This is a genomic window from Acinetobacter sp. YH01019 (assembly GCF_013420285.1).
Taxonomy (GTDB): Bacteria; Pseudomonadota; Gammaproteobacteria; order Pseudomonadales; family Moraxellaceae; genus Acinetobacter; species Acinetobacter gandensis.
Genome location: NZ_VOYM01000010.1, coordinates 1 through 25,401 on the forward strand (window position 1 = coordinate 1; position 25,401 = coordinate 25,401).

A 25,401-nucleotide genomic window follows, 5' to 3' on the forward strand; every position below is an offset into this window, starting at 1 on the left:
TTGATGCCATTTTTCTTTATACTGTCACTGAGGCAGGTTGGACATTTGATTTCTAGAGTTATTTGCATTTCTCTATTTTATCAAAATTCAACCTGCTTTTTTTCAGCATACTTTTTGAAACACCACCAATTTCTTAACTGACTGGCATTACCCTAATAGGGGGGCTTTCAAATTGAAGTAGAGTTAGATTTTTAATAAATCCTTTAATGCATAAAGTTGCTGTAATGCTTCTCGAGGTGTCAAATTATCAACATCAAGATTATTTAATGCATCAAGTGCAGGAGATTCCTTTTCCACTTCAACGATGCGTTCAACTACTTCAGCTGGAGCGACATCTGCAAATAAGTCAGTTTGTACCGCGGTATTGAGTTGCTGCTTTTGCTGGGTTTCTAAAATACGCAAACGGTTTTGCGCTTCTTTAATTACCGCATTTGGAATACCTGCTAATTTAGCAACTTGTAGACCATGGCTTTGACTCGCAGGCCCTTGCTGAACTTTGTGTAATAAAATGAGATTGCCATTCAATTCACGTGCAGTAACGTGGAAATTATCGATATTGGCATCTTTGCCAAGTTCAGTCAGTTCAAAATAATGTGTTGCAAATAAACATAAGCACTTGATACGACGTGTTAAGTCCAATACACATGCCCAAGCAAGTGACAGGCCATCATAGGTACTAGTGCCACGACCAACTTCGTCCATAAGGACTAAAGATTGGTTGGTGGCGTGATGTAAAATTTGTGAGGTTTCAGTCATTTCGACCATAAATGTAGATTTACCTGTGGAAAGGTCATCTGCTGAACCAATACGGGTAAATATACGGTCAATTGGGCCGAGTATTGCTGATTGCGCAGGCACGAAGCTACCACAATACGCTAATAACGTAATTAAAGCGGTTTGACGCATAAAGGTGGACTTACCACCCATGTTCGGCCCAGTAATAATGGCCATGCGATGATTAAAGTCGAGCGTCGTATCGTTTGGCGTAAATGCCGATTTGCTTAATGCTTCGACGACAGGATGACGACCGGCTTTAATATGGATACCAATTTCAGGGCTATATTCTGGGCGTGTCCAATTACGAAGACGGGCTTGATGGGCGAAGTTGGCCAATAAGTCAATTTGCGCGATGGCTGCACTCATCATTTGTAAATTGCCAATGTCTTCACGCAATTCATTAAGTAACATTTCAAATAGCATTTTTTCACGTGCAAGTGCTCGTGATTCGCTTGAAAGGACTTTGTCTTCAAATGATTTCAGTTCAGGCGTGATATAACGTTCGGCATTTTTGAGTGTTTGACGGCGAATATAATGATCTGGTGCTTGTTCTGCTTGTGCACGCGTTAATTCAATGTAATAGCCACTAACACGGTTGTAACCGATTTTAAGGGTTGGAATACCTGTGTTTTCACGTTCTTGTATTTCTAAGTCAATTAAAAATTGTCCTGCATGATCACGAATTTGACGTAGCTCATCTAATTCACTATCAAATCCTTCTGCAATCACGTTACCATCACGTAGCAATACAGGTGGGTTTTCAACAATCGCGGACATCAAACGCTGATGTAATCCATGAAAATCGCCCATCTCATCATTCAATTGCATTAATAACTTAGATTGATGCGATTGGATCATCGGTTCGAGTGCATGGCGCAAGTAAGGGATTTGCGCACAGGTTTGGCGTAATTGAACTAAATCACGTGGACGAGCACTGCCTAAAGCAACACGAGACAATACACGTTCAATATCACCAATTTCTTTTAATACTAAGCGTATAGGGGATTCGTGATAGCCTTGTAACATGGCTTGTGATGCATCTAATCGTGCATCTAATAATGCTGAATCACGTAGTGGTTGCATCAAGGTGCGGCTAAGTAAACGTCCACCCATTGCAGTTTGGCAATCATTGATCAATTGAAATAATGATGTGCCATGTTCAAATAAAGGATCAATCAGTTCTAAATTACGGCGTGTAACAGGATCGAGTGCGACAAAATCACTGCTTTGCTCAAGTTGAATACTGCGAATATGCGGGAGCGCAGTTTTTTGCGTAATTTGTGCATAGTGGATTAATGCCGCAGCCGCAGCTTTTGCGAGCGGTAAATGATCAATACCGAAACCGGCAAGGGTAGAGGTGGCAAATTGGTCACATAGGGTTTTTTGCGCATTGTTTAAATTAAAATCAACATTGGGACGCTTTGTTACTGGACAGTCCAATTGACGTTTAATTTGCTCAACAATGTTTGGATCAATTAAATCTTCATCTATCAAAATTTCACTTGGCATTAAGCGTGAAAGTTCAATTGCTAATTGTTCAAGTTGATAGTCCATTTGCTGAACTTTAAAAATGCCCGCACTTAAATCAAGTAAGGCAATACCAATTTGGTTTTGTTGCAGACAGATAGCAACCAAGTTAGAGCTTTGATGTGATGCAATGAGTGCATCATCAGTCAATGTACCCGGTGTAATAATTCGAACGATACCGCGCTCGACTGGACCTTTACCGGTAACCTCACCAATTTGTTCACAAATCACGACAGTTTCGCCTTTTTTGACGAGACGGGCGAGATAACCTTCTGCTGCATGGTAAGGAACGCCTGCCATCGGAATTGGCTCACCATTGGCTTTACCGCGATGGGTTAAAGTGATTCCAAGAAGTTTCGCTGCTTTATGTGCATCTTCAAAGAAAAGCTCATAAAAATCGCCCATACGATAAAACATCAATGAATGCGGATTTTGCATTTTCACTGACATATACTGTTGCATCATAGGGGTTAAAGTAGACAGATCCATCTTTGAAATCGCTGCTTGCATTAAATAAAACACCTTAAAAATAAATAGCTGTGTATTTGTCAAAAGAGCTTAAGGACTGAAATAAAGTCAATATGTACAGGTTTATGCTTATTCTTAGACTGTATTTAAAACTTCGACGTTCAGAAACAAATACCGCGGATGATTCTAACAAAAAAAGTCTGAACAAAAAGCCGTAATCGACTTTACTGTGTATAAATAATGCAGAAAAGAAATAGAGGAGATGTAAGATACAGATAAGCGTATGAATATTATGGCGGTGGCTAAATAGAGGCCATCAATTCAGCACCGATACAATATTGATTACGTCCATGTGCTTTCGCACTATAAAGCGCATTGTCTGCGGTACGTATAAATTGATTTAGGTCATCTTTTTCATTCGGCTTGATACTTGCTGTGCCAATGCTAATCGTCACGATGTCAGCAACACTACTTGCAGGATGTGGCAATTTTAGCTCATGAATACGATGAATGAGATATTTAGCTAAAGATTCGATTTGTTTTTCATCAAACATTGGGATAAGAACCAGAAATTCTTCACCACCATAGCGTGCAGCTAAATCACCACTGCGGCTGCTAATGGTGAGGAGTTCTTGAGCAATCAATTTTAAACATTGATCACCAGCTTGATGACCCAAATGATCGTTATAGTTCTTAAAGCAATCAATATCAATCATCATAATACTTAAAGGGTGCTTGTGGCGCATTGCATAGCGCCATTGCTGTTCAAGTATCATTGATAAATGGCGTCGGTTTGCAAGTCCAGTGAGTGAGTCAATCTGAGAGAGTAATTGTAATTGTCTTGATTGCTTTTTCATTTCTAATTGATTGAGTTCAATCATGCAGTTTTGTAAGTAGTTTTCACGATGTTGCCGGTCAATTGCATAGGCAAGTGCCATACCGAGGAAACTACTAAAAGTATATGTGCGATTAAGAAAAGTCCAATCTATATTATAGTGAAACAGTTTCGTCACAATGACCCCAATAACACCGCCAAACCATCCTGCAATAAGCGCAGTATAAAAGCGCATGCCAACAAAAGCATAGATAATCACAACAGCGTACATCATAGCTGCGTGTAATAAGGCATCATTGTGGTCGTTGCCCACCACCGTCACAATAATAAAAGAGATCGCTACGGCAAACATGGAACCAATGCAAGTATATAAATCAAAATATTGGTTTAAACGTTTAAGGAAAGATAAAATCCAAGCAACTAAAATAATGATGCCGACCCAAACATAGAGTGAAAACCACAATGTTGAGTTTTTACCAGCGGGGATAATTTGATAAATGCCATAACTTAAAAAGCTATAGAGCATAAAAATAATAATGCCACGCACGCGGAACTCATAGGCGGCTTCATTTTGGTATTGACGTCTATAGACAGGTTCTAAATTTTTAGAAAAGTGAACTTTATTTAATCTTTTAGAGATCAAATTGTTGATCGCTTCTCGATCTAAAAGTTTAGAGCCTTTTAACTTCATACGTTGTCACGCTCACATTAAAGTTATGGATTTTTATATCATTTCAATTTTGCTTATTTTTAGAATGGATAATAATGATTAAATATATTAAATTTTAAAATAAAACAAGCACTTTTATGCCTTTGTAAAAAATCTTAAATAATGATTATGTGAATGGTGAAATTTAAATTTGAATTATAATAAATATATGAAACTACGATCTTTAAAAAAGGATTGTGTTCGGAATATATTCACTTAATATGAAGAGAATAGTCAGATAGGCAGCAAGGCGAAATGACATCGATAATACAAAATATAAAAAAAGATAATCGTAATGTATATGGAGAGGAATTTCATATAACCCCACATCAAGTATGGTCACAGCAATTTTGGGATAATTTATTACCATATAAAAATAGAATTAGTGAACACCCATTTTTTGTAGATATGGCTAGTGGAAAATTAACTTTAAATAGCTTTCGTTTTGCCTTATTAAACTTTTATCCTTTGGTGGCACATTTTCCATCTTTTATGGGGTTAGCCTTAAGTAAAGCGACTCAATTTTCCGAGTTGGGTGTCACCGAAACACGGAATTGGTTGATACAAAATATTAAGGTTGAAGAGCGTCATTTAAATTGGTACCGAGATTGGGCAGGAGGTTTTGGTCTAAGTGTAGATGAACTTGATCGTGTGCAACCTCCAGCAGCCATGAATGCGATTAACCATTTTTTATGGAATATTAATACACGTGGTCATTTAGCCGAATGCTTGGCAGCAACCAATTTGGCCATAGAGTGGGCAACAGGTGATTGGAGCACAAAAGTGTATGCCGGAATTTCGGCTTATACGTCACATCCAGACGTGAATATTAATAAACGGAGTTTGGCTTGGTTGCGTGCTCATGCGCATTATGATGATATTCATCCTTATGAAGCGATGGAACTCATTAAGCGTTTATGCGAGCATGATCCTGTTATGCAACAAAAAGCCTTTGATACGGCCAAAGAGGGTTTGGCCTATTATGAACTAGCCTTAGATGCATGCTATGCACAACAAAAAAGTTGGGATTGAATAATGTTATTAAATTTAGTGTTAAAAAAACCGCCTATGTAGGCGGTTTTTTTACTTAAGGCTTGTACAAACCGAGTTCGATTAAATGTAAGCGTAAGATTCGGCGTAACTCCAATACGGCTTCAGGCGTTTCTTGAATAGAATGTCCACCCTTAATAATTTTTTCAGAGACTGCCCCATCCAAATGCGCACTGCTATAAGGTACAACATCATCACTAATAATATTAAGGTCATCACTGTTGGTGTTATTGCCCATAATTGAATGAAACTTCAATCCTTTACGCGGCTGGATATTTTCAGTTAGTGCAATAAACTTGGATTGATGGCTTAAATCACTTGGCCCATTTTGAATTAAACCGTGATCAATTTCTTTAAATAAATCTTTCAAGTCTTCTTCTTGAGTAATGACATCCCCCATAGCCGATAAGAATGCACCTGGAAGTTTAATGATTTTACGTGCAGCTTTGGTAAACCAACGGTCTGCAAATGCAGTTCCACGGTGTGGGGCAGCAAGGAAAATCGCACGACTGAAGTTTGGTATATCATCCATTACCAAGCGGTTTTTGACCACAGGGATGTTTCGATATTGGCCAAGTTGGCGGGAATTCATCATTTTCAAAGCATCTTGCGTGGTATCTGCTTGACTCACTAATAAGCGGGCAATAATACCGCCCATACTATGGCCGACCAAGACAGCATCCTTTTTTGCAGGCGCATTAGCAGCAACCTTGTCAAAGGTTTGATTCAATATTGAATAAATTTGGAAACGACTTTCAATAATTGGCATATTCGTTGAATAGAATACTTGCCATACTTGATAGTGCTCACGCAGCACAGAATCACCCATAATATCGTTGGTTAATCGAATCCATGCTTCGGGACTGCTAGCAAGACCATGTACCAATACGATGACTTTTTTATTCGGATTGTAGGGCTCTAACATATACAAATGCGGCATAGTCAGTTTTTCATCACGGTCAATCAATGATAAATAGGCTGATTTACCGAGGTTATTTTGCGCTAACCACAGTCCATAAGGTGCAGAAAAGTTTGCTGCCAACGCATAATTTTTATTACCGATATTCACTTGCTCATATTTGTAGGGATCATACGCTTTGATTTGAAATTCTTTACTATTCAGAATTTGTTCTACTGAGCCTGCATTGACAGGTTCTGCCGTAAATGTCGCTGCAAGATAACGTGCTGGATGAATATTTGGATTAGCACCATTCGGATATTTAAAGTGAAGCGGGTCGATAATATATTTTGATTTTTCTGATGGATTTGCACTGTCATCGGGTAGAACCACTAAAAACTCAGAGCCAAAACCATCCCGACGGGTGATCGAGCGCAAGCCTGAAAAGTTCAAGTTATATGTGGACATCAACTGCTCAATTTTACGATTTTGCAGCTCTGGATAATGACTAAAATTGATGTGATAGGTGGTATGCCCAACCGTGATCCGCTGCGTTGCTTCTTGAGGTTTATAACGAAGAGAGTAGCTATTAACTAATTTTGCAATGCCTTGGTTGTAAAAATCACGAATTTGAACCTGTCTGTTGTCAAAGATACGATCGGCAGGTGCACGTTTCGTTTTGAACATATAGGCATAACTATAGCGAATGCTCTTATCTAATAGGGTTAATTGGTTATCTAGACATTGATTATAGTTTGCTTCTTCAAGCTTTTTCTTTTCATCGGATTTATGACTACTTAATAACCCAATTTTACAAGCAGAAGATGATTCAAGTTCGATAGCTTTGGCTAAATACAGCTCACTTGCGGTTGCAAGCAATTGTTCATCCTGAATTTGAGGAATTTGTTGTAATTCGTCGACGCAAGCTTGTGGGTTTTCAGTACAGGCTTTGGCTTCGCGGCCAGTCATTGATAAGACGTTTAAACTGGCTTCACTGAGTTTGTTTCGAGATAAGATACTTTCACGTTCATTGGCAATCGAAACATTAAGTTTCTGATTTTTGACACTGACGACCTGACATCCACTCAGTACGCTGGTACTCATGATTCCAAGGAGCAGTATTGTTTTAGTATTTAGCTGCATAGGTAGGTCGCAAAATAAGTTTGAATATTTTCAAATCATACGATAATTGTCAGGATTTTCAATTCGCCATAAATGAAAAAAGACCGTTAAAACGGTCTTTTTCAAAAGAAATTTCTAAATCAATACGATTAAGAAGCAACTTTAGGTGGATTTAATACTTGCCATACGTTCCAGCGGCCTTGCTTTTCAATTTCTTGAATTAAACGATCAGCAACTTCACCTTCCTGTGGGTATTTTACTTTATAGTTTTTCAAGACTTGAATCGCGTTCTTTTTTTGTTCCATCGCAATATAATTGTTTGCAGCTGACAGGTAGGCTTCTTGTACACCCGCTTTCATTGCTTTATCTAAATATGGAATCGCTTCACGTTGACCGCCACCTTCAGAGAGACCAAAACCAAACCAGAAGTTTGCTTCAGCATCTTCTTGGTTAATTTTAAGAATGCGCTGAGCATAAGTTAAAGACTTGGTGGTATACACAGAACCTAAATCTAGGTTACGTGCCATAACACTTGCTTTGAATGCACGCACTAGGATGTCAAAAGAAGCATTCTCTTTTGAAGCTAAAGTATCAAGCTGTTGAGTTACTTCTTTCAGTTTTAGCTCAAAACCTTTACGTTCTTGACGTTGTACAAAACGCGGTGGGTAGTGACGAGCTTTGCCTTCAACCAATTGTAAGAAGTCATCAATTTCTGTGATATCAATTTCGTTATCACCTGCCAATGCAGCAAATTTCATAGAGCGTTCTTTGCTGTTAACAGTTGGAATGATCAAACGGTTTTCTTCAAGAGTGAGTTTCTTAGAAGGGTCAGTCGGGCTTGTCACAACCATTTTAGTTACAGGTTGAGCCGCTGCTTTTTGTAGATTTAATTCAAATGGAGGTGGGGCATCGTAGTTAAAAGGGTTAAGGGCATAGAACGGAGGTGTAAGTTCTGGTTCTACAAAGATCATTGCATCTTTAGGTGCATTATTCTTAGTTGGGGCGCTTCCACAAGCGGCAAGAGTTAAAGCAATACAAGCAGCTGCCAAGGGCTTAAGCGTCATAATGTTCATCCATTTAATTTATTTTATACAAAAGTGCATGTTGGTCAGTCTAAAAAATCTCTGAACAACATGCAAGTCGCACATTATTGATTGTGATTGCTTTTGGTTAAGCTTTAGATTGTGAACTTTGCGCTTCGCATTCGCGACGCACATCTTCAATGATTTTTAGCTCTTCTTGGCTAAATGGTTTTTCGTTTAACTGCTGTTTGTTAAAGGTTGGGTCAAGGAGTGATAAACGTTGACATAAATTGTTCATACGTTTTTCATTTTGTTGAATGCGGTCAAGTAATACACGCATACCTTCAAGCATTGGATCGGTTTGATCTTGTGTCGCTGCATACGGTTGGAAACCAATACTTTCAGCATAATCACGACGACGTGTTTCAGCATCATCCTTTGGCTTATCTTTGCTAATAAAGCGTGCTGGATTACCTACAGCAGTCGTATCAGGTGGTACTTCTTTAGTGACAACGGCATTTGAACCGACTTTGGCATTTTTACCTACGGTAAAAGGCCCTAAAATTTTGGCACCTGCACCAACCACAACACCATCTGCCAACGTCGGATGACGTTTACCTTTATTCCACGTAGTCCCGCCAAGGGTTACACCATGATACAAAGTTACATCATCCCCAATTTCTGCTGTCTCTCCAATAACCACACCCATGCCGTGGTCGATGAAGAAACGACGACCAATTTTTGCACCCGGATGAATTTCAATGCCTGTGGCAAAACGACTAAAAGAAGACAAGAGGCGAGCTGAGCCTTTACACTCTTTTTTCCAAAGTTCATGAGCCATGCGGTGCATGATCAGAGCATGAATACCTGGATAAGTTGTTAAGACTTCGAGCGTGTTTCGTGCAGCAGGATCGCGCGCGAAGACAGCCTGTATATCTTCTTTGAGCTGTTTAAGCATTTGATTGATCCTCATTCTTTGTTGATTTTTTCCATGTTCCGTTATTTAAAGCCTGTACTCGGCTAAAGATGCCACGTAATAAGTGGTATTCCATACGATCTAATTGTATACGTCCAAATAGACGACGCAAGCGCAAAGGTAACAATCTTGGATTTTTAGGATCCATAAATTCAATCTCTGCCAACATTTTTTCAATATGTGGGTAGAACTGCTCCATCATTTCATGGGTGACCAAAGGTTCATCCCATTCCATATCGATGTCTTTAGTCACATGCATATTTGCATCAGGGTTGCTGGTTAATTCTGTTAAACCAAGAGCTGCCATACGCATTTCATAACAAATCACTTGAATAGCTTGCGCAACGTTCAAAACGCCATATTCAGTGTTGACTGGAATCGTCACATGGTAGTTGGCCATCGCCAATTCTTCATTGGTTAAACCGCGATCTTCACGGCCAAACACGACAGCTACTTCTTGTTTGCTTTCAGATACGGCTTTGAGTGACATTTCCGCAGCAGGGCGTGCATCAAGTAAAGGCCAAGGAATAGTGCGACTACGTGCACTTGTACCAAATACAATATGACAATTTTTAATCGCGTCTTCTAGGGTGTCAACGATTTCAATTTGATCAATTAAATCGATTGCGCCAGCAGAAAGCGCATTAATGTCTGGATGCGGATAAGTTTTTGGCGCAACCAAAACAAGTTTAGAGAGACCCATGGTTTTCATGGCACGTAATGCACTACCAATATTTGCTGGCAAAGTTGTATTCACCATGACAATACGCACATGGGAGAGATGTGCTGAAACTGCAGCATTGTCAGTTTGATTCATGTTGATTCCAATATGATGTATTTAAAAAATTAGTTTAAAAACGCATTTAAACTTTAAGAAAATTGTCCGACTTCGGCTTGATATAAATCCATTGCGTCATCCATGCTCATACCTTCTGGTGGTGGCGGTACCTGAGCAGGCTGAGAGGCTTGTTCATAGCTCACTGCTTTCGCTGCTTTGGATTTAACATGATACTCAATGTGCAACGCTTCTTTACCAAAGTAATCACGTAATTTGGATAGGAGTTCATCCAATGGTGCAACTTTCCAATTCAGGCCTAAATGAATATCAGCTGTAGCATACGGATAGTCGATATAAAGTTGAACGGGAATATGTGTACACATATCAACATTGCAGTAAGGTAATAGGATATTTTGAATATCGCGTGAAAGGGTCTTACTAAAATGATCAGGGGTCAGTTTAATTTGAATTGCATTGGCACGCTTTTGGCGAATTTCATTCAAACTGAAGGCTTTGGTTAAACGACCCATTGGGCGATCAAAACCTTCACGTTCGTAAATTTCACCCTCAATTACCACTACTTTTTCATTTTGTAAAATATCTTTAAAGCGGTTAAAGCGTTCATGGTTGGCTGAAACTTCAATACGAGCTGTACCATCATCCAGTGTGACCATCATACGGTTGGGGAAGTTTGCCACATCCACCACAAGGCCGGCAAAGACAGTGGTTACTCCACGACGTGTTGGGGTGAGTTCATTGATACGCTGCGAAACGAAAGCTTTAAGTTCAGGGCGATAAACATCAATCGGGTGACCAGTCAGATATAAACCAAGCGTATCTTTTTCACCTTTAAGACGTACTTCATCTGACCACGGTTTAACAGGTTTAGAAGGTTTACGCTGAACTTCTTCAACTTCACCAAATAAATCCATCATCCCTGTTTCACGGTTTGTACGGGCTTGGTCAGCCGCTTGTACAGCTTCTGGTAATTGTGCCATCAAATCGGCACGTTCAATGCCTAAGCAATCTAGTGCACCTGCACGAATGAGGGCTTCTAAAGTTCGCTTATTGATTTTTTTCAGATCAATACGGTGACAGAAATCGAATAGGTCTTTATATGGGCCATCTTGAATGCGTGAATCAATCACCGATTGCATCGCGGCTTCACCGACACCTTTAATGGCGCCTAAACCATAAACAATGGTTTTTGGATCGCTGGCATGGAAATTATACAGCGACATATTGACTGAGGGTGGAAAAACTTCTAATCCATTGATACGACAGTCATCAATCAAGAACACCACGTTGTCGGTGTTTTGCATTTCCGAGGTCATGACTGCTGCCATAAACTCGGCAGGGTAATGCGCTTTTAACCATGCGGTTTGATAGGCCACAAGGGCATAGGCTGCCGCATGTGATTTGTTAAAACCATAACCTGCAAATTTTTCCATATAGTCGAAGATATGGTTGGCAGTATCAGCATCAATGCCTTTGAGCGCAGCTCCGTCAGTAAAAGTCTGACGTTGCTTAATCATTTCTTCGACTTTCTTTTTACCCATGGCACGACGAAGTAAGTCTGCACCACCCAAGCTATAGCCTGCACAGAACTGCGCAGCCTGCATTACCTGTTCCTGATACACCATAATGCCGTAAGTTGGTTCTAACACGCTTTCCAGCAGGGGGTGTAAATACTCAAACTCACCACCGTGCATACGGAAGATAAAGTCTGGAATCAGATCCATCGGGCCTGGACGGTATAAAGATACGAAGGCAATAATTTCTTCGAATTTGCTTGGACGTGCCTCTTTCAGCATTTTTTTCATGCCGACGGATTCAAACTGGAACACCGCTGTCGTGTTGGCATCAGCGAACACGGCATACGCAGGTTTATCATCCAGTGGAATCAATGAAATGTCGACAGGTGTCGTGATATCTGGACGGGCATTAATATGCTTAATGGCATCTTCAATTACTGTTAAGTTACGTAAGCCCAAGAAGTCGAATTTAACTAGGCCGGCAGCTTCTACATCGTCCTTATCAAATTGAGCAACTCGGTTTGTCCCATCTGCGTCACATAATACTGCTGAATAATCGGTAAGTTTGGTTGGTGCAATTACTACACCACCGGCATGTTTACCTGTATTACGCGTAATCCCTTCAAGCTTTAATGCCATTTCCCAAATTTCGGCTGCATCGTCGTTATCTGGGTTAGATGGATTGGTCACAATGTCTTTAAGTTGTGGTTCAGCTTCAATTGACTCCTCTAAGGTTAAACCTAAAGGTTTGGTCGGAATCATTTTAGAAATACGGTCAGCCAAACCATAGGATTTACCTAAGACACGAGCAACGTCACGAATTGCACCTTTAGCCGCCATGGTACCGAAAGTAGCAATCTGTGATACAGCTTCACGACCATAGGTACGTGCTACGTAGTCAATGACACGGTCACGACCTGCGATACAAAAATCGACATCAAAGTCGGGCATGGATACACGTTCTGGGTTTAAGAAACGTTCGAACAGTAGGTCATAACGAAGTGGGTCAAGGTCGGTAATTTTTAAGCTATACGCAACCAATGAACCCGCACCTGAACCACGGCCTGGGCCTACCGGTACGCCATTGCCTTTAGACCATTGAATGAAGTCCATGACAATTAAGAAGTAACCAGGGAATTGCATACTCAGAATGATGCCGACTTCATAGGCCAGTCGTTCATCATAAGGCTTACGAATCTCAGGCCAATCATCACCACGTTGTTCTACCGGGTATAAGTGTGCCAGACGTTCTTCTAAACCGACTTGAGATAAGTGCTCAAAATAGGTATCAATGGTATGACCTTCAGGGATTGGATAATCCGGTAAGTCATGGAAGCCTAAACGCAGCGAAACGTTACAACGACGGGCGATGTGATAAGTATTTTCAATTGCAGTTGGAATATCTGCAAACAGCTCTGTCATTTCCTCGGCAGTTTTGAAGTATTGTTCAGGGCTGTAGTTTTTCGGGCGACGGCTATCACCTAGTACATAACCATCTGCAATACAAACACGTGCTTCGTGCGCTTCATAATCTTCTTTGGTAATGAAATGCACATCATTATGCGCAACAACACCGATATTGTATTTTTTAGCCAGCTGAACTGCTTCATGAATGAAGTCTTCTTCACCAGGACGGTCAGTACGTGTTAATGACAAATAAACACGATTGCCAAACTTTTCAATCCATTCGGCTAAAAGTGGTTCAGCTTTTTGTGGATTAGATGAGCACAGCATCTTGCCCACGTCACTATGCATGCCGAGTAATACAATTAAATCTTCGTGCTGATTTAAAATCCAATCTTTTTGAACACATGGAATATCAAGTTGTTGTCCTGAAATATAGCCTTCAGAAACCAACTCAGTCAGGCTACGCCAGCCTTTATTTGACATAGAAAGCAGGGTAACTTTGTGCTCTGCGTCATTTAAGCGTAGGGTAGAACCTAAAATAGGTTTAATACCTTTATCCATCGCTTTACGATAAAACTTTACCGCTGCGTGTAAGTTGGATAAATCTGTGATGGCTAAAGCAGGCATATCATCTGCGGCTGCAGCTTTTACAAGATCAGGTATACGTACAATAGATTCAGTAACGGAAAATTCTGTAAAAATACCAAGATGTACAAAGTGCATAGATGAGTCCCTGCGAAAACAGCTGATTATTTTAGCATGCTCTGAGATCAAACTTGCGTTTATTGCATGGCTTTATGGTGTTTTATAAATTCACTGTTTAATCAATAAACGCTGTAAGACAATCACTATTTAGCAAGCAACACCTTGATTAACTGAAAAGGCAGTTAATTTGCCATTTTTAAAGTTGAATGCTAGGTTGCCAATATAGGGTAAATCATAGTTTTGCGGTTCTTTCAGCACTGATTTGGCATGAGTAGGTGAGAGCAAAATCACATAAGCAATTTCATTGGGATTGGCGGATTTTGCACTTTTGGGAAAGTCTTTTTTAAATTGTAGAAAGTTATATTGGCTTGTCAGGTTTTTTTGACCGATTTGAATTTTATCGCGTATTTGCGTGGCGTTGTCCCATTCCATCCACACAGCGCCTTTGGTTTGGCCAAGTTGAGCGAAGCTGTTTTTATTTTTATAGAATGAATCATTTTTAATTTGAGGATTGTCCTCAGTGTAAATTTCAAATTTAAGAAATTTACCTTTTGATGAGACTTGAAATTCTGTATTACCAGTACATTCTGAATATTCATATTTTAGCTTCACTGGATTTTTGCTGATTAATGCATTTGCTTTTGCAGCAGGCAAGGGTGAGGCTAAGTCAACATCATTCACCTTAATGCTGGTCACATAATCATAATGTGCAATGGATGCAAAGGTTGTCGTGCTCATTGTAGAGCTGAACATTAGTGCAGAAAATAGAGAATAAATGAAGCGCATAGCTATCCTTTTCTAGAATTTAGTTGTGTATTGATCAAAATTTGTTATTGAGTTTGAGCTACTTCTGTGGAGCTGCTGATTGATTAATTAATTGTATTAAACACTGTGCTTCATCTAGGCTAATTGATTGTGCAAATTTGAAAGTTTTTTCAGGCGTGATGATTAAAATTTTCCCAGTTTTATCTTGTGGATTTTGGGGAGTAAACGGATTAAGTTTAATCTCTGTAATTTGATGTGTAGCAAGGCGCTCTGAAACGCCAAGACCTAATATTGCATTTTTTATACTGAGCTGCTGGTCTTTAATCACTAACTGTTCTTTAGCGAATAAGTTTTCTAAGATGGTTTTCATTACAAAGAGCCCGCCGATTGTCCAGCCAACTAACCAAAATAATTCAAAAGTATCGATCTTATAGTTTTCATTGATAAAATCAGTCACGGCATGGTATTCAGCAAAGCCCCAACCAATTAACCAAAGCATGAAGAACAGAAGCATAAATAGATTCTTTTTCGCAGGTATAGAAATATATAAGCCATTAAAGTCTTGGCGGACATTGGCTTTTTTTATTTTGTAATTCATAAGGTTAAAATAATTTAATAAGGAAGAGGGGGTGTCGCTTATAGTTTTACAAGATTTTTAAAAGTATAAAATAATATCGACAAAATAAAACCCTCATGTAGAGGGTTTTATTCAATAAGATGATGAAAACGCGTGCTTAAAGCCTTAACGTAGTTTCGATAACCAGTCACCTAGACTTTGTACGATTTGCACCAAGATCAATAATACAATCACAGTCATAATAACGACGCTACTATCAAAACGTTGGTAACCATAAGAAATCGCCAGGTCACCAATACCGCCTGCACCGACTGCACCTGCCATGGCTGTTGCGCCAATTAAGCTAATGGTTGCAGTCGTTAAGTTTAGAATGAGCGAACTACGTGACTCAGGTAGTACAAATTTAGTGATGATCTGCATAGGAGATGCACCCATGGCCTGGGCAGACTCAATAATACCGTCATTTACTTCAAGCAGTGAAGTTTCAATTAAGCGGCCAATGTAAGGGCCAACATAGATGGTCAGTGGAACAATTGCTGCCCATGTACCAATAGAAGTACCCACAATGACTTTAGTTAGCGGAATCACTGCAATGAGTAAGATAATAAATGGCAATGAACGTAGCGCGTTCACAATTGGGTTTAAGCCATGATAAATCACGCGATTTGGCAAAATACCTTGCGGGCGTGATACATATAAAATCACTGCTTGAATAAAGCCCCAAATACAGCCAAATAGCATGGCAAAGAATACCATGTGAAATGTTTCTTGTAGCGCAGTGACAAACTGATCCATCGAAAGAGAGCTTTTCCAAAATGGCGCTGTGATTTGTGTCAGCCATTGAACAATTAAATCTCTCATGGCTGAACTCCTGCTTGTGTCACTTCAACGCCATTTTGCTCAAGGAAAGCAACTGATTGTTGAATCAAGGTTGCATCACCCAATAGCTGAACAAACATTTGTCCAATCACTGCACCGTTAATTTCGGTCATATTGGCAAATAAAATATTCAAGCTGATATCAAACTGTTTAATCACCGATTGAACCACGGTTTCTTGTGCTGAACTTCCGAGGAATTTTAAGCAATAGATACTGTTATGATTTTGATTTTCTAGGTTATTTAAAATGTTAACTGGTAACTGTTGTTGCAATACAGTTTGAATAAAATTCTTGGTGGTGTTTTGTTGCGGCTTACTAAAAATTTCTAGCGTAGAGCCGTGTTCAATTACTTTACCTTGTTCCATGACGGCAACAAAATCACAAACAGATTCAATGACATCCATTTCATGGGTCACCATAACAATGGTGATACCTTGTTCTTGGTTGATTTTTTTAAGTAAGGCTAAAACTGATTTTGTGGTTTGCGGATCAAGCGCAGAAGTCGCTTCATCACAAAGTAAAATTTTAGGATGATTGGCGAGCGCACGAGCAATACCAACACGTTGTTTTTGTCCACCAGATAATTCATCTGGATAGGCATCTTTTTTATGTTTTAGGTCAATAAATTCTAATAATTCATCTAAACGCTTTTGACGTTCAGTTTTTGATACACCTAATAATTTCAGTGGCATTTCAATGTTTTGTGCAACAGTCTTGGTTTGCAACAAGTTAAAATGCTGAAAAATCATACCGATATTAGTGCGTTCTTGACGAAGCTGGCTCGAATTTAAAGCAGTAAAGTCTTTATCATTAATAATAATTTGACCTTCGCTCGGGCGCTCTAGCAAATTGATTAAACGAATTAAGGTACTTTTGCCTGCACCACTATAGCCGATCAGACCGAAAATACAGCCATCTGGAATATCCAGATTAATCTGATCCAGTGCTGTAACGGTTTGGCCTTTAAGCTCAAAATGCTTGGAGATATTTTTAAATTGGATCATAGCTTCAAAAAAGTTCAAAAATGAAAAAACAGGCAAAGTAAACTTTGCCTGTTTATTTGAATAAATTATATTACTATTTTGCTTCAGTGAGGTAGCTTGTTGGTTTATTTACATCAATTTTAGTACCACCGAAGTGTTCATCGATATAAGCTTTGACTGCAGGGGTATGGTAAAGCGCTCCTACTTTTTGTAATACAGGATCGTTTTGACGGTCAGCTGCAACAGCAAGAATGTTCACATTCATTTTTGTACTTTGATCGATTGGCTCATAGTACACAGCATCTTTCAATACGTTTAAACCACCTTCCATTGCAAGGGTATTACCCAAAACAATTGCATCTACTTCATCTTTAACACGAACAGCAGTTGCCATTTGAATCGGTTTGATCACGATTTTTTTCGCGTTTTCAGTTACATCAGCAGGTGTGCCTTTTACGTCATCAAAGTCTGCTTTAAGTTTGATTAAGCCAGCAGATTGAAGCAGTAACAATGCACGTGATTCGTTTGCGCCATCGTTTGGAATCGCAATTGTTGCGCCAGTTTTGAACTCATCAAGTTTTTTAACTTTGCTTGAATAGATACCCATTGGTTCTAAGTAAGTTGTAGAAAGTGGGGCAATTTTATCTTTATTGTTGTCGTTAAACGCAACCATGTATGCATAAGATTGGAATGCATTCACGTCGATTTCTTTATTCGCTACAGCGGTGTTCATAGACACGTAATCAGTGAAGTTTTTCACTTCAAGCTTGATGCCAGCTTCCTTAGTTTCAGGAAGGCCAGCAATGTAACGCCAAATGTCAGCATCAGAGCCTGTAGATGCCATTGTAACTGTTTGAACTTCAGCATTATCTGTTGATTGTGTTGCATCAGTTGCAGGTGCTTCTTGTTTACCACAGCCAGACAAGCCAACTGATAGACCTAAAACAAGACCAAGGAGCTTTTTCATGTGTTCATCCCAGATAAACTTAACATCATTTTAAATTTATCAATCTGAATAGAGAGATTAATTCTGTTTAAATCATTACATCTGATTTTAAAGACAATCATAAAAGACGGTCATATTTTGATGCAATGCGATATCAGTATAATTAAGTCACTTTATTGGCAAGAAAAATTATTATGTTTTTCAGAGTCTAAGAGCTTAACTATGAGTGATATCAAAAAGTTAGCGCAATCATAACAAGATTTTTTTATGCATTATAGTGATTAAAGTGAGTGTATTTATATGAATTAATGCTTAAGAAAATTAGAATTCTTCTAAAACAATCGTAAAAACAATATATTGTGTTTATTAAATTTGAAATTTCTTCTAGTTTTATATCCTTAACTGCTATATAAGATTTTCTACAATGCAAAGCTGAAAATTGGATATAAAACTGAAATAATGCGATTACTCAATTGCTCAATGTTTGGTACATCAAAAACTCCACTTATCGCTTTGCTTGAGTGATTCGTAAATATGTAACAATTTCAACTTATCTTAGTAGCGAACGATATTTTTAGTTTAGACCCAATAAATGTTTGGATGCTTTTTAAAAAATGAAATAGCACGCTTTATAAAAAGTCCTTGGAAAAACAATTAGAAAATTTTCAAAATAATGTATAAAAATTAGACATTAAATTGTAAGTTTGAGTGGGTTAGAAGAGTAAAAGTTAAATAAATTTTAAATGAGATCGAGTATGTCTAGACAGTTTGATTTTGTTTCTGTGACTAAGAAACCAACGATACATTATGGTGGTCGTTCAATTAGTCATGTCTTGCATATGCAGGATGGGACTAGAAAAACAATAGGTGTCATCTTACCTTCACCACAACCTTTAGTGTTCGAAGTACATGTGAATGAACGCATGGAAATAGTTTCCGGACAATGTCTCGTACAAATAGATGATGAAAGTGCATATCGATTGTATGGGGAAGGTGAGTCTTTTACCGCTAGTCAGGGGAGCATATTTAGGCTACAAGCCAAAGAGGTTGTGGACTATGTATGTCATTTTGAATAAAACACCAAATTTGAAGGGTCTTTCATATTCATATTCTTTGAAAAATGCTTTACGCATTCTATGAGCAATTGCACACTAAGCAATGTCTTTACGTTCTTAGATCACCCTCAAATAAAAGAGACTTTTTTCTTATTCTCTAAATCTATTTGTTTAAAAGTGTTTCGCCTAAGGTTGCACACACTGCAAATCTATAGTCTGCATTAATGTCATTAGCTTTTAGTGCTTGCTAACTATATTGAATACTTTTCTTTTACTTCAGCAAAAGGGGATGTGCAAATAATCACTACGATGTATTTCATAGAGCACATGATGGTTTAATGGATGATCCGCTGGTACTAGTGGATGATTAAATTCACGGACTTTTTCCATACCAATGCGTTGCATGAGACGTTCTGATGGAGTGTTTAAACTTGCTGTAAAGGAAATAACTTTATCTAATCTTAAGTTTCTAAAAGCATGTTTGAGTACTGCTTTTGCACCTTCTGTTGCATAGCCCTGATGCCAGTATTGCGCTAGTAATCGCCAACCAATTTCAGGGGCATCTGCTATTTCAAACTCAGGTGGATGGATGTGTAAACCAATAAAGCCAATAAATTCGCCTGTAGCTTTTAGCTCAACTGCGTATAAGCCCCAACCACGTGTTTCAATGGCATCTTTTAAACGTTGCAGAAATGCAGTGGCTTCCTCAGCATTGAGCTTTTTAAGGAAGTAACGCATGACTTCTTCATCTGCGCACATTTGAATAAATGGTGCAGTGTCGGAGTCTTGCCATTGGCGAAGGATTAGGCGAGGGGGTTGGGTGGATTTTTCCATATCAATCATCATTTTTAACTGATCCTCTTTCTAATAGATAAAGCTCATTAATAAGTAAAAATTCACGGATTGATGTCTTGAGTGACTTTGATACTTCATTATGAGCATGTTCGTTTCTGAAAGCTTTATATATATTAGGAAAAAGTCTTCCTGTGGCTTGAGACGCTTTTTTATCGCCACTCTTACAGATCAATGGAGGATTTTCTGTGCAGAATGCGTATTCGAATAATGCTGATGAATGTTTATCGCTATTTACACGTTTTTGAACAATATTTTCTAATCTTATAAAAGCATTAAAAATTGAGCGGTTAGGATCATCGTTAAACTTAAGAGCAAGATCTAAAATTCGAGAATCAATCAAGTGGTAGGGTAATTCTGTTGGGTAGTAGCGGTCATTTTTGATTTGGTATTCTAGTGTGTTATAGATTGCATAGATATATTCATGTATTTGAAGAGGTCTGATGTATTTTATTTTTAAAATACTCTCTAATTCATTATCTGATAATGAAGCTTGATTAACTTTCTTCATTATTTTTTTAGAAATATTAATTTCTTCAACTTCAATATTATGTTTTAAAAAGAGTTGAAGTGATGAGGCAAGGCCTTTAGGTCCTTCACCTTGATATCCAGAAGTAAATCCTGAACGAATAATATATGTACTCCTATGGGATTTAATTAAATAAGCGTGTTCATGATCACATGATAAAAGTAATGCTTTTTCAATATAAGTTTGAGTTTGGAGAATGAAGCCAATAGCTTCTAAACAATCTTGAGTATATGGAGTACCTAAATATTGTATTTCTTCAGATGGTTGATTAAATAAATTAAAGAGCATTTTTAGATAGTATTTTTTTGATATGTTTAATTAAATATATCAAAAAACCCCGCACTTAGCGGGGTTTTTAATACTTAAAATAGATTAAGCATTTTCACGAGCAATTGCACGGTAGCCAATATCTTTACGGTATTGAACGCCGTCAAACGTTACTTTTTGGCAAAGTTCTAATGCTTTTGCTTGTGCTTCACCAATGGTATTGCCAAGCGCAGTCACACACAGTACACGACCGCCAGCAGTCACGATATCACCATTTTCATTGGCTTTCGTACCTGCATGGAACACTTTTGCATCTGCCATTTCAGTGTCTAAACCTGAAATTACATCACCATTGCTAGAAGTTTCTGGGTAGCCTTTAGATGCAAGTACAATACCTACAGTCTTACGCTCATCCCATTCAGCTTCTTTTGGTAAGTTACCAGCAATACCAGCTTCAACTAAATCAACCAAAGATGATTTTAAACGCATCATGATTGGCTGAGTTTCAGGGTCGCCAAAACGACAGTTAAACTCGATCACTTTAGGTTGACCTTGTTCATCAATCATCAAGCCTGCGTATAAGAAACCTGTATACACGTGACCGTCTTTTTTCATACCTTCAACGGTAGGACGCATCACTTCATTCATGGTTTTTTCAAACACGTCAGCAGTTACGACAGGCGCAGGAGAGTAAGCACCCATACCGCCAGTGTTCGGACCTTGGTCGCCTTCAAAGATACGCTTGTGATCTTGTGACGTTGCCATTGGCAAAATGTTGTCGCCATCGATCATACAAATGAAAGATGCTTCTTCACCAGCAAGGAATTCCTCGATCACAACACGTGAACCAGCATCACCAAATTTGTTGCCAGCCAGCATGTCATCAATCGCATCAAATGCTTCTTGATTGGTCATGGCAACAATTACGCCTTTACCTGCAGCAAGACCATCAGCCTTAATCACAATCGGCGCGCCATTTTTCTCTACAAATGCTTTAGCTGCATCTACCTCTGTAAATACATCATAGAACGCAGTAGGAATGTTGTGGCGTTTTAAGAAGTGTTTCGCAAATGCTTTCGAACCTTCAAGCTGCGCAGCAAATTGAGTTGGGCCCCAAATTTTTACACCAGCTTCGCGGCAGGCATCAACCACACCATTAACTAATGGAGCTTCAGGGCCAACTACGATTAAATCAACTGCATTGTTTTTAGCAAAGTCGATAATCGCAGCATTGTCTAAAATATTTAGTGCAACATTCTCGCATTTATTTTCAGTTGCAGAACCTGCATTACCTGGTGCTACAAATACTTTTGCGACTTTGTCATCTTGCGCGATTTTCCATGCCAATGCATGTTCACGACCGCCATTACCCAAAACTAAAATATTCATCGGTTCATACTCCATGAATCGAAAATGACATAAAGTCCTCAACCTGAAAGCAGGAGAGGACTTTATGCAAGATTAGAAATCTAGTGTATTAAGCAAAAAACTGTGCTTAATTGTCATGATCACGTTGCCAACTTAGTGACGGAAATGACGCATGCCAGTGAAGACCATTGCAATACCAGCTTCATCAGCTGCTGCAATTGTTTCTTCATCGCGCATAGAACCACCCGGTTGGATAATGCATTTGATGCCCGCTTTTGCAGCGTTATCAATACCATCACGGAATGGGAAGAATGCGTCAGATGCCATTACCGCACCTTCAACCACTAAACCAGCATGTTCAGCTTTAATTGCAGCAATACGAGCAGAGTTTACGCGGCTCATTTGACCTGCGCCAACACCAATGGTTTGACGACCTTTTGCATAAACAATCGCGTTAGATTTAACGTATTTCGCAACTTTCCAAGCAAAGATTAAGTCATCAATTTCTGCTTCAGTTGGCGCACGTTTAGTCACAACTTTAAGATCATCTTTTGTGATCATGCCTAAGTCTTGGTCTTGAACCAATAAACCGCCATTTACACGTTTGTAATCTAACTGTGCTTTACGTTCAGTGATTGCAGGAAGCTCGCCACATACGAGTACACGTACGTTTTTCTTCGCGCCAGTCACTTCAAGCACGCCTTCAGCAACGCTTGGAGCAATAATCACTTCAACAAATTGACGGTCAACAATCGCTTGCGCAGTTGCAACATCTAATTCGCGGTTAAATGCAATGATGCCGCCGAATGCAGATTCAGGGTCAGTTGCATAAGCAAGGTCATAAGCCGCTTTGATGCCGTCTAGAGAAACTGCAACACCACATGGGTTCGCGTGTTTTACGATGACACATGCAGGCTTAGCAAATGATTTTACACATTCAAGTGCTGCGTCAGTGTCTGCGATGTTGTTATAAGATAATTCTTTACCTTGAAGTTGTTTCGCAGTAGAAACAGATGCTTCAGTTGCTGTGTCTTCTACATAGAAAGCAGCAGACTGATGTGGGTTTTCGCCGTAACGTAAATCTTGAACTTTATTTAATTGAGTATTGAAAGTACGCGCAAATTTATCTGCTTGACCTTCTTCCTTACCTACGCGTGCGCCTAAGTAAGAAGCAATCATGCCGTCGTATTGTGCAGTATGTTCAAATGCTTTAACCGCTAAGTCAAAACGAGTTGCATGTGAAAGTGAACCTTCAGCTTTTAACTCTTCAACAACAGTTCCATAGTCAGATGCATTTACTACGATACCTACAGAAGCATGGTTTTTCGCAGCAGCGCGAACCATAGTAGGACCGCCGATGTCGATATTTTCGATTGCATCAGCAAGTGAACAGTTTGGTTTAGCTACAGTTGCAGCAAATGGATAAAGGTTTACCACAACTAAATCGATTGCATCGATGTTGTGTTCAGCCATTACAGCTTCGTCTAGACCACGACGAGCTAAGATACCACCATGGATTTTCGGATGTAGCGTTTTTACACGGCCGTCCATCATCTCTGGGAAACCTGTGTGCTCTGAAACTTCAACTACGGCAACATTATTGTCTTTCAACAATTTGTATGTACCGCCAGTAGATAAAATTTCTACCCCTAGAGCAGCAAGTTCTTGTGCAAATTCAACAATACCAGTCTTGTCAGACACAGAGATTAAAGCGCGTTTAATAGTCATGATCTTCGTCACAGTTTTCAAGGAACAGATTAAAACAAAATTAGCAAAATACAGGTTAAAAAAAATGCCTGCGGAAGCCGCAAGCATTTTATCATTTATTCACTCATTAAACCGTGAGCTTTTAACTTTTTACGTAAAGTACCACGGTTTAAGCCGAGAATCTCAGCAGCGCGGGTTTGATTACCACGCGTATATTCAAGAACTACAGATAGAAGAGGCTTCTCCATTTCCGCCAGCACCATGTCGTATACCTGAGATGGTTGCTCGCCTTGCAATTGTGCAAAGTAATGGCGAACTGCGCGATCTACGTGAATACGAAGAGCGACATCAGATTGTGCAGTAAAAATAGGAGATTTGCTATTCATGCGAATTAATCCGAAAAATCAAATATCACTTGGGTAAAGTGATTTGTTAAAAATGGTCTATAAACATTAATGAACTCCGTTTTAGTTCCTAAGTCGGAGTTCTAAAACTTGTACATTACTTGTAGCTTGACACAACTCGCAAAATTGATCGAAAAATAAGCGTAACAATAGATTAATAATTGTTATAGCCTAAAAATCAAACAAAAAATCTACTCAATACGCGATAAGTTATAAAGCGCACGGTTGGGATTGTATTTGTTGTGAAAATTTAGCGAGGAGTTTGCAGCACAAAGCTTTCGTGGCGCGTATCATACCATTGTCTAAGCAAAAGTGAGCAAGAAAACTGCATTTTTTTTAGGTTTTTTTTATTTTTTTAATAGTTTTTTCCAATATTAGGGGCGAATCAATTCTATTGAATAATTATCGAAGCTTTTACGTGCAACTGGCAGCACAAATTCGAATTTAAATGGACTACTTTTTGGAATGCGCTGAATGCCATGTAAGCTTTTCGCCAAATATTCTTCTGGCAGAAGTTGGTAATTCGCAATATCACCGCCATTTTCCTTTAAAGTTATCTTCATAACGGGTAAAGCCAGACTTCGATCGTGATAATTAATCATCTCACCACTAAATTTTGTTTCTTTATTTCCAGTACTACGTACTTTAACTTTTTTAGTGCTAATAAGGCTGTAATGTTCTTCAAGACGTGAACAATTAAATACATCGCAAACTGCTGTGAACGCAGCGCCCATAATTGGACTATTTTTCAGGTATTGCGGATTAAACCAAAAAAATTGGAATATCAATGCACCAAACAATAATAAGTTAACAGTGACCCAACCAAGATAATTGAGTGGAGAGCGTTTTTTCTCTCTTTCCGCTTGTTCTGCCCAATTGACCGCAGGTAAGTTACCAATAGGCTCAGTACTAAAATAGTTAAGGTTGTTTAAATAGGTTTTTAAATCAATATTCGAGTTCTCTACTTTTTGATCGAATAACTTTAATAGTGCATGTGTTGGGGCTTCAGGTTCTTTAATAGCACTGTGGTCAATATTGTATTGATTGACATCAATAGTTTTGGTCTTGGAACTATTTTCATCTTTTGGTGATGGTGTAGATAAAGACAAGACTTTATCTACAACCAAATGTGACAATGCATTAAATGATGTGGAGCACTTAGGGCAACACACCATACCTTGAGCAACAGTAAGCTGTGGAACAGATACTTTATATGTAGTAGAACAAGTAGGGCAGTTAGTCAGTTTGTCGCTCATAGGT

General features: G+C 38.9%; 20 protein-coding genes. 2 read left to right on the forward strand and 18 right to left on the reverse strand.

All coding sequences use genetic code 11. The features are described from left to right. Positions 1-183: 183 nt before the first annotated feature. Both mutS and FTT84_RS04150 read right to left on the reverse strand, forming a co-directional pair. Positions 184-2,814, reverse strand: a complete 2,631-nt coding sequence (mutS, locus tag FTT84_RS04145; protein WP_180058954.1) for a DNA mismatch repair protein MutS — start codon at positions 2,812-2,814, stop codon at positions 184-186. Positions 2,815-3,074: 260 nt separating this feature from the next. Then, positions 3,075-4,298: a diguanylate cyclase gene (locus FTT84_RS04150; protein WP_180058955.1), complete on the reverse strand. Its 1,224-nt coding sequence runs from the start codon at positions 4,296-4,298 to the stop codon at positions 3,075-3,077. Between the two features lie 273 nt (positions 4,299-4,571). On the opposite strand from FTT84_RS04150, the gene FTT84_RS04155 reads away from it, so the two are divergent. Next, the gene (locus FTT84_RS04155) at positions 4,572-5,348 is read left to right on the forward strand and encodes a TenA family transcriptional regulator (protein WP_180058671.1); all 777 of its coding nucleotides are present in this window, start codon (positions 4,572-4,574) and stop codon (positions 5,346-5,348) included. A 55-nt stretch (positions 5,349-5,403) separates the two neighbouring features. On the opposite strand, the gene FTT84_RS04160 is transcribed toward FTT84_RS04155, so the two are convergent. The 10 genes from FTT84_RS04160 to FTT84_RS04205 form a co-directional block, all read right to left on the reverse strand. Further along, a complete protein-coding gene (locus FTT84_RS04160; RefSeq protein WP_067762577.1) occupies positions 5,404-7,407 on the reverse strand; it encodes an alpha/beta fold hydrolase in 2,004 nt (667 codons plus the stop codon). Between the two features lie 128 nt (positions 7,408-7,535). Next, complete coding sequence (locus FTT84_RS04165) at positions 7,536-8,450, reverse strand: ABUW_2363 family tetratricopeptide repeat lipoprotein (protein ID WP_180080054.1); 915 nt, start codon at positions 8,448-8,450, stop codon at positions 7,536-7,538. Between the two features lie 106 nt (positions 8,451-8,556). After that, positions 8,557-9,366: a serine O-acetyltransferase gene (gene cysE / locus FTT84_RS04170; protein ID WP_067762575.1), complete on the reverse strand. Its 810-nt coding sequence runs from the start codon at positions 9,364-9,366 to the stop codon at positions 8,557-8,559. Next, positions 9,359-10,201 carry an RNA methyltransferase gene (locus tag FTT84_RS04175; protein ID WP_180080057.1) on the reverse strand — a complete coding sequence of 281 codons (843 nt, stop codon included), beginning with the start codon at positions 10,199-10,201 and terminating at the stop codon, positions 9,359-9,361. The genes cysE and FTT84_RS04175 overlap by 8 nt, the downstream gene beginning before the upstream one ends. A 53-nt stretch (positions 10,202-10,254) precedes the next feature. Further along, positions 10,255-13,827: a DNA polymerase III subunit alpha gene (dnaE, locus tag FTT84_RS04180; protein WP_180080060.1), complete on the reverse strand. Its 3,573-nt coding sequence runs from the start codon at positions 13,825-13,827 to the stop codon at positions 10,255-10,257. Between the two features lie 129 nt (positions 13,828-13,956). Continuing rightward, positions 13,957-14,547, reverse strand: a complete 591-nt coding sequence (locus FTT84_RS04185) for a hypothetical protein (RefSeq protein WP_257223353.1) — start codon at positions 14,545-14,547, stop codon at positions 13,957-13,959. A 106-nt stretch (positions 14,548-14,653) separates the two neighbouring features. After that, on the reverse strand, positions 14,654-15,172 hold the full coding sequence (locus FTT84_RS04190) for a hypothetical protein (RefSeq protein ID WP_180080063.1): 519 nt from the start codon (positions 15,170-15,172) through the stop codon (positions 14,654-14,656). A 144-nt stretch (positions 15,173-15,316) separates the two neighbouring features. Beyond that, a complete protein-coding gene (locus FTT84_RS04195; protein WP_078193550.1) occupies positions 15,317-16,012 on the reverse strand; it encodes a methionine ABC transporter permease in 696 nt (231 codons plus the stop codon). Continuing rightward, positions 16,009-17,034: a methionine ABC transporter ATP-binding protein gene (locus FTT84_RS04200; RefSeq protein WP_180080065.1), complete on the reverse strand. Its 1,026-nt coding sequence runs from the start codon at positions 17,032-17,034 to the stop codon at positions 16,009-16,011. The genes FTT84_RS04195 and FTT84_RS04200 overlap by 4 nt, the downstream gene beginning before the upstream one ends. Positions 17,035-17,107: 73 nt before the next feature. Further along, positions 17,108-17,980: a MetQ/NlpA family ABC transporter substrate-binding protein gene (locus FTT84_RS04205; protein WP_180080068.1), complete on the reverse strand. Its 873-nt coding sequence runs from the start codon at positions 17,978-17,980 to the stop codon at positions 17,108-17,110. Between the two features lie 734 nt (positions 17,981-18,714). On the opposite strand from FTT84_RS04205, the gene FTT84_RS04210 reads away from it, so the two are divergent. After that, complete coding sequence (locus tag FTT84_RS04210; RefSeq protein WP_067762568.1) at positions 18,715-19,035, forward strand: pyrimidine/purine nucleoside phosphorylase; 321 nt, start codon at positions 18,715-18,717, stop codon at positions 19,033-19,035. A 255-nt stretch (positions 19,036-19,290) separates the two neighbouring features. On the opposite strand, the gene FTT84_RS04215 is transcribed toward FTT84_RS04210, so the two are convergent. From FTT84_RS04215 to FTT84_RS04240, 6 genes are all read right to left on the reverse strand, one after another. Further along, a complete protein-coding gene (locus tag FTT84_RS04215; RefSeq protein WP_257223355.1) occupies positions 19,291-19,857 on the reverse strand; it encodes a GNAT family N-acetyltransferase in 567 nt (188 codons plus the stop codon). Beyond that, positions 19,850-20,683 carry a TIGR02391 family protein gene (locus FTT84_RS04220; protein ID WP_180080071.1) on the reverse strand — a complete coding sequence of 278 codons (834 nt, stop codon included), beginning with the start codon at positions 20,681-20,683 and terminating at the stop codon, positions 19,850-19,852. Before FTT84_RS04220 ends, FTT84_RS04215 begins: the two co-directional genes overlap by 8 nt. Before the next feature lie 84 nt (positions 20,684-20,767). After that, entirely contained in the window at positions 20,768-22,051 is a 1,284-nt protein-coding gene (gene purD, locus FTT84_RS04225) for a phosphoribosylamine--glycine ligase (protein WP_180080074.1), read from the reverse strand. Positions 22,052-22,183: 132 nt separating this feature from the next. Continuing rightward, a complete protein-coding gene (gene purH, locus FTT84_RS04230) occupies positions 22,184-23,758 on the reverse strand; it encodes a bifunctional phosphoribosylaminoimidazolecarboxamide formyltransferase/IMP cyclohydrolase (RefSeq protein WP_067762594.1) in 1,575 nt (524 codons plus the stop codon). A gap of 95 nt (positions 23,759-23,853) precedes the next feature. Beyond that, positions 23,854-24,123: a DNA-binding transcriptional regulator Fis gene (fis, locus tag FTT84_RS04235; RefSeq protein WP_001086304.1), complete on the reverse strand. Its 270-nt coding sequence runs from the start codon at positions 24,121-24,123 to the stop codon at positions 23,854-23,856. A gap of 392 nt (positions 24,124-24,515) precedes the next feature. Then, positions 24,516-25,397 (reverse strand): DUF3426 domain-containing protein, encoded by an 882-nt coding sequence (locus FTT84_RS04240; protein ID WP_180057602.1) that lies wholly within the window; start codon positions 25,395-25,397, stop codon positions 24,516-24,518. Positions 25,398-25,401: the final 4 nt, after the last annotated feature.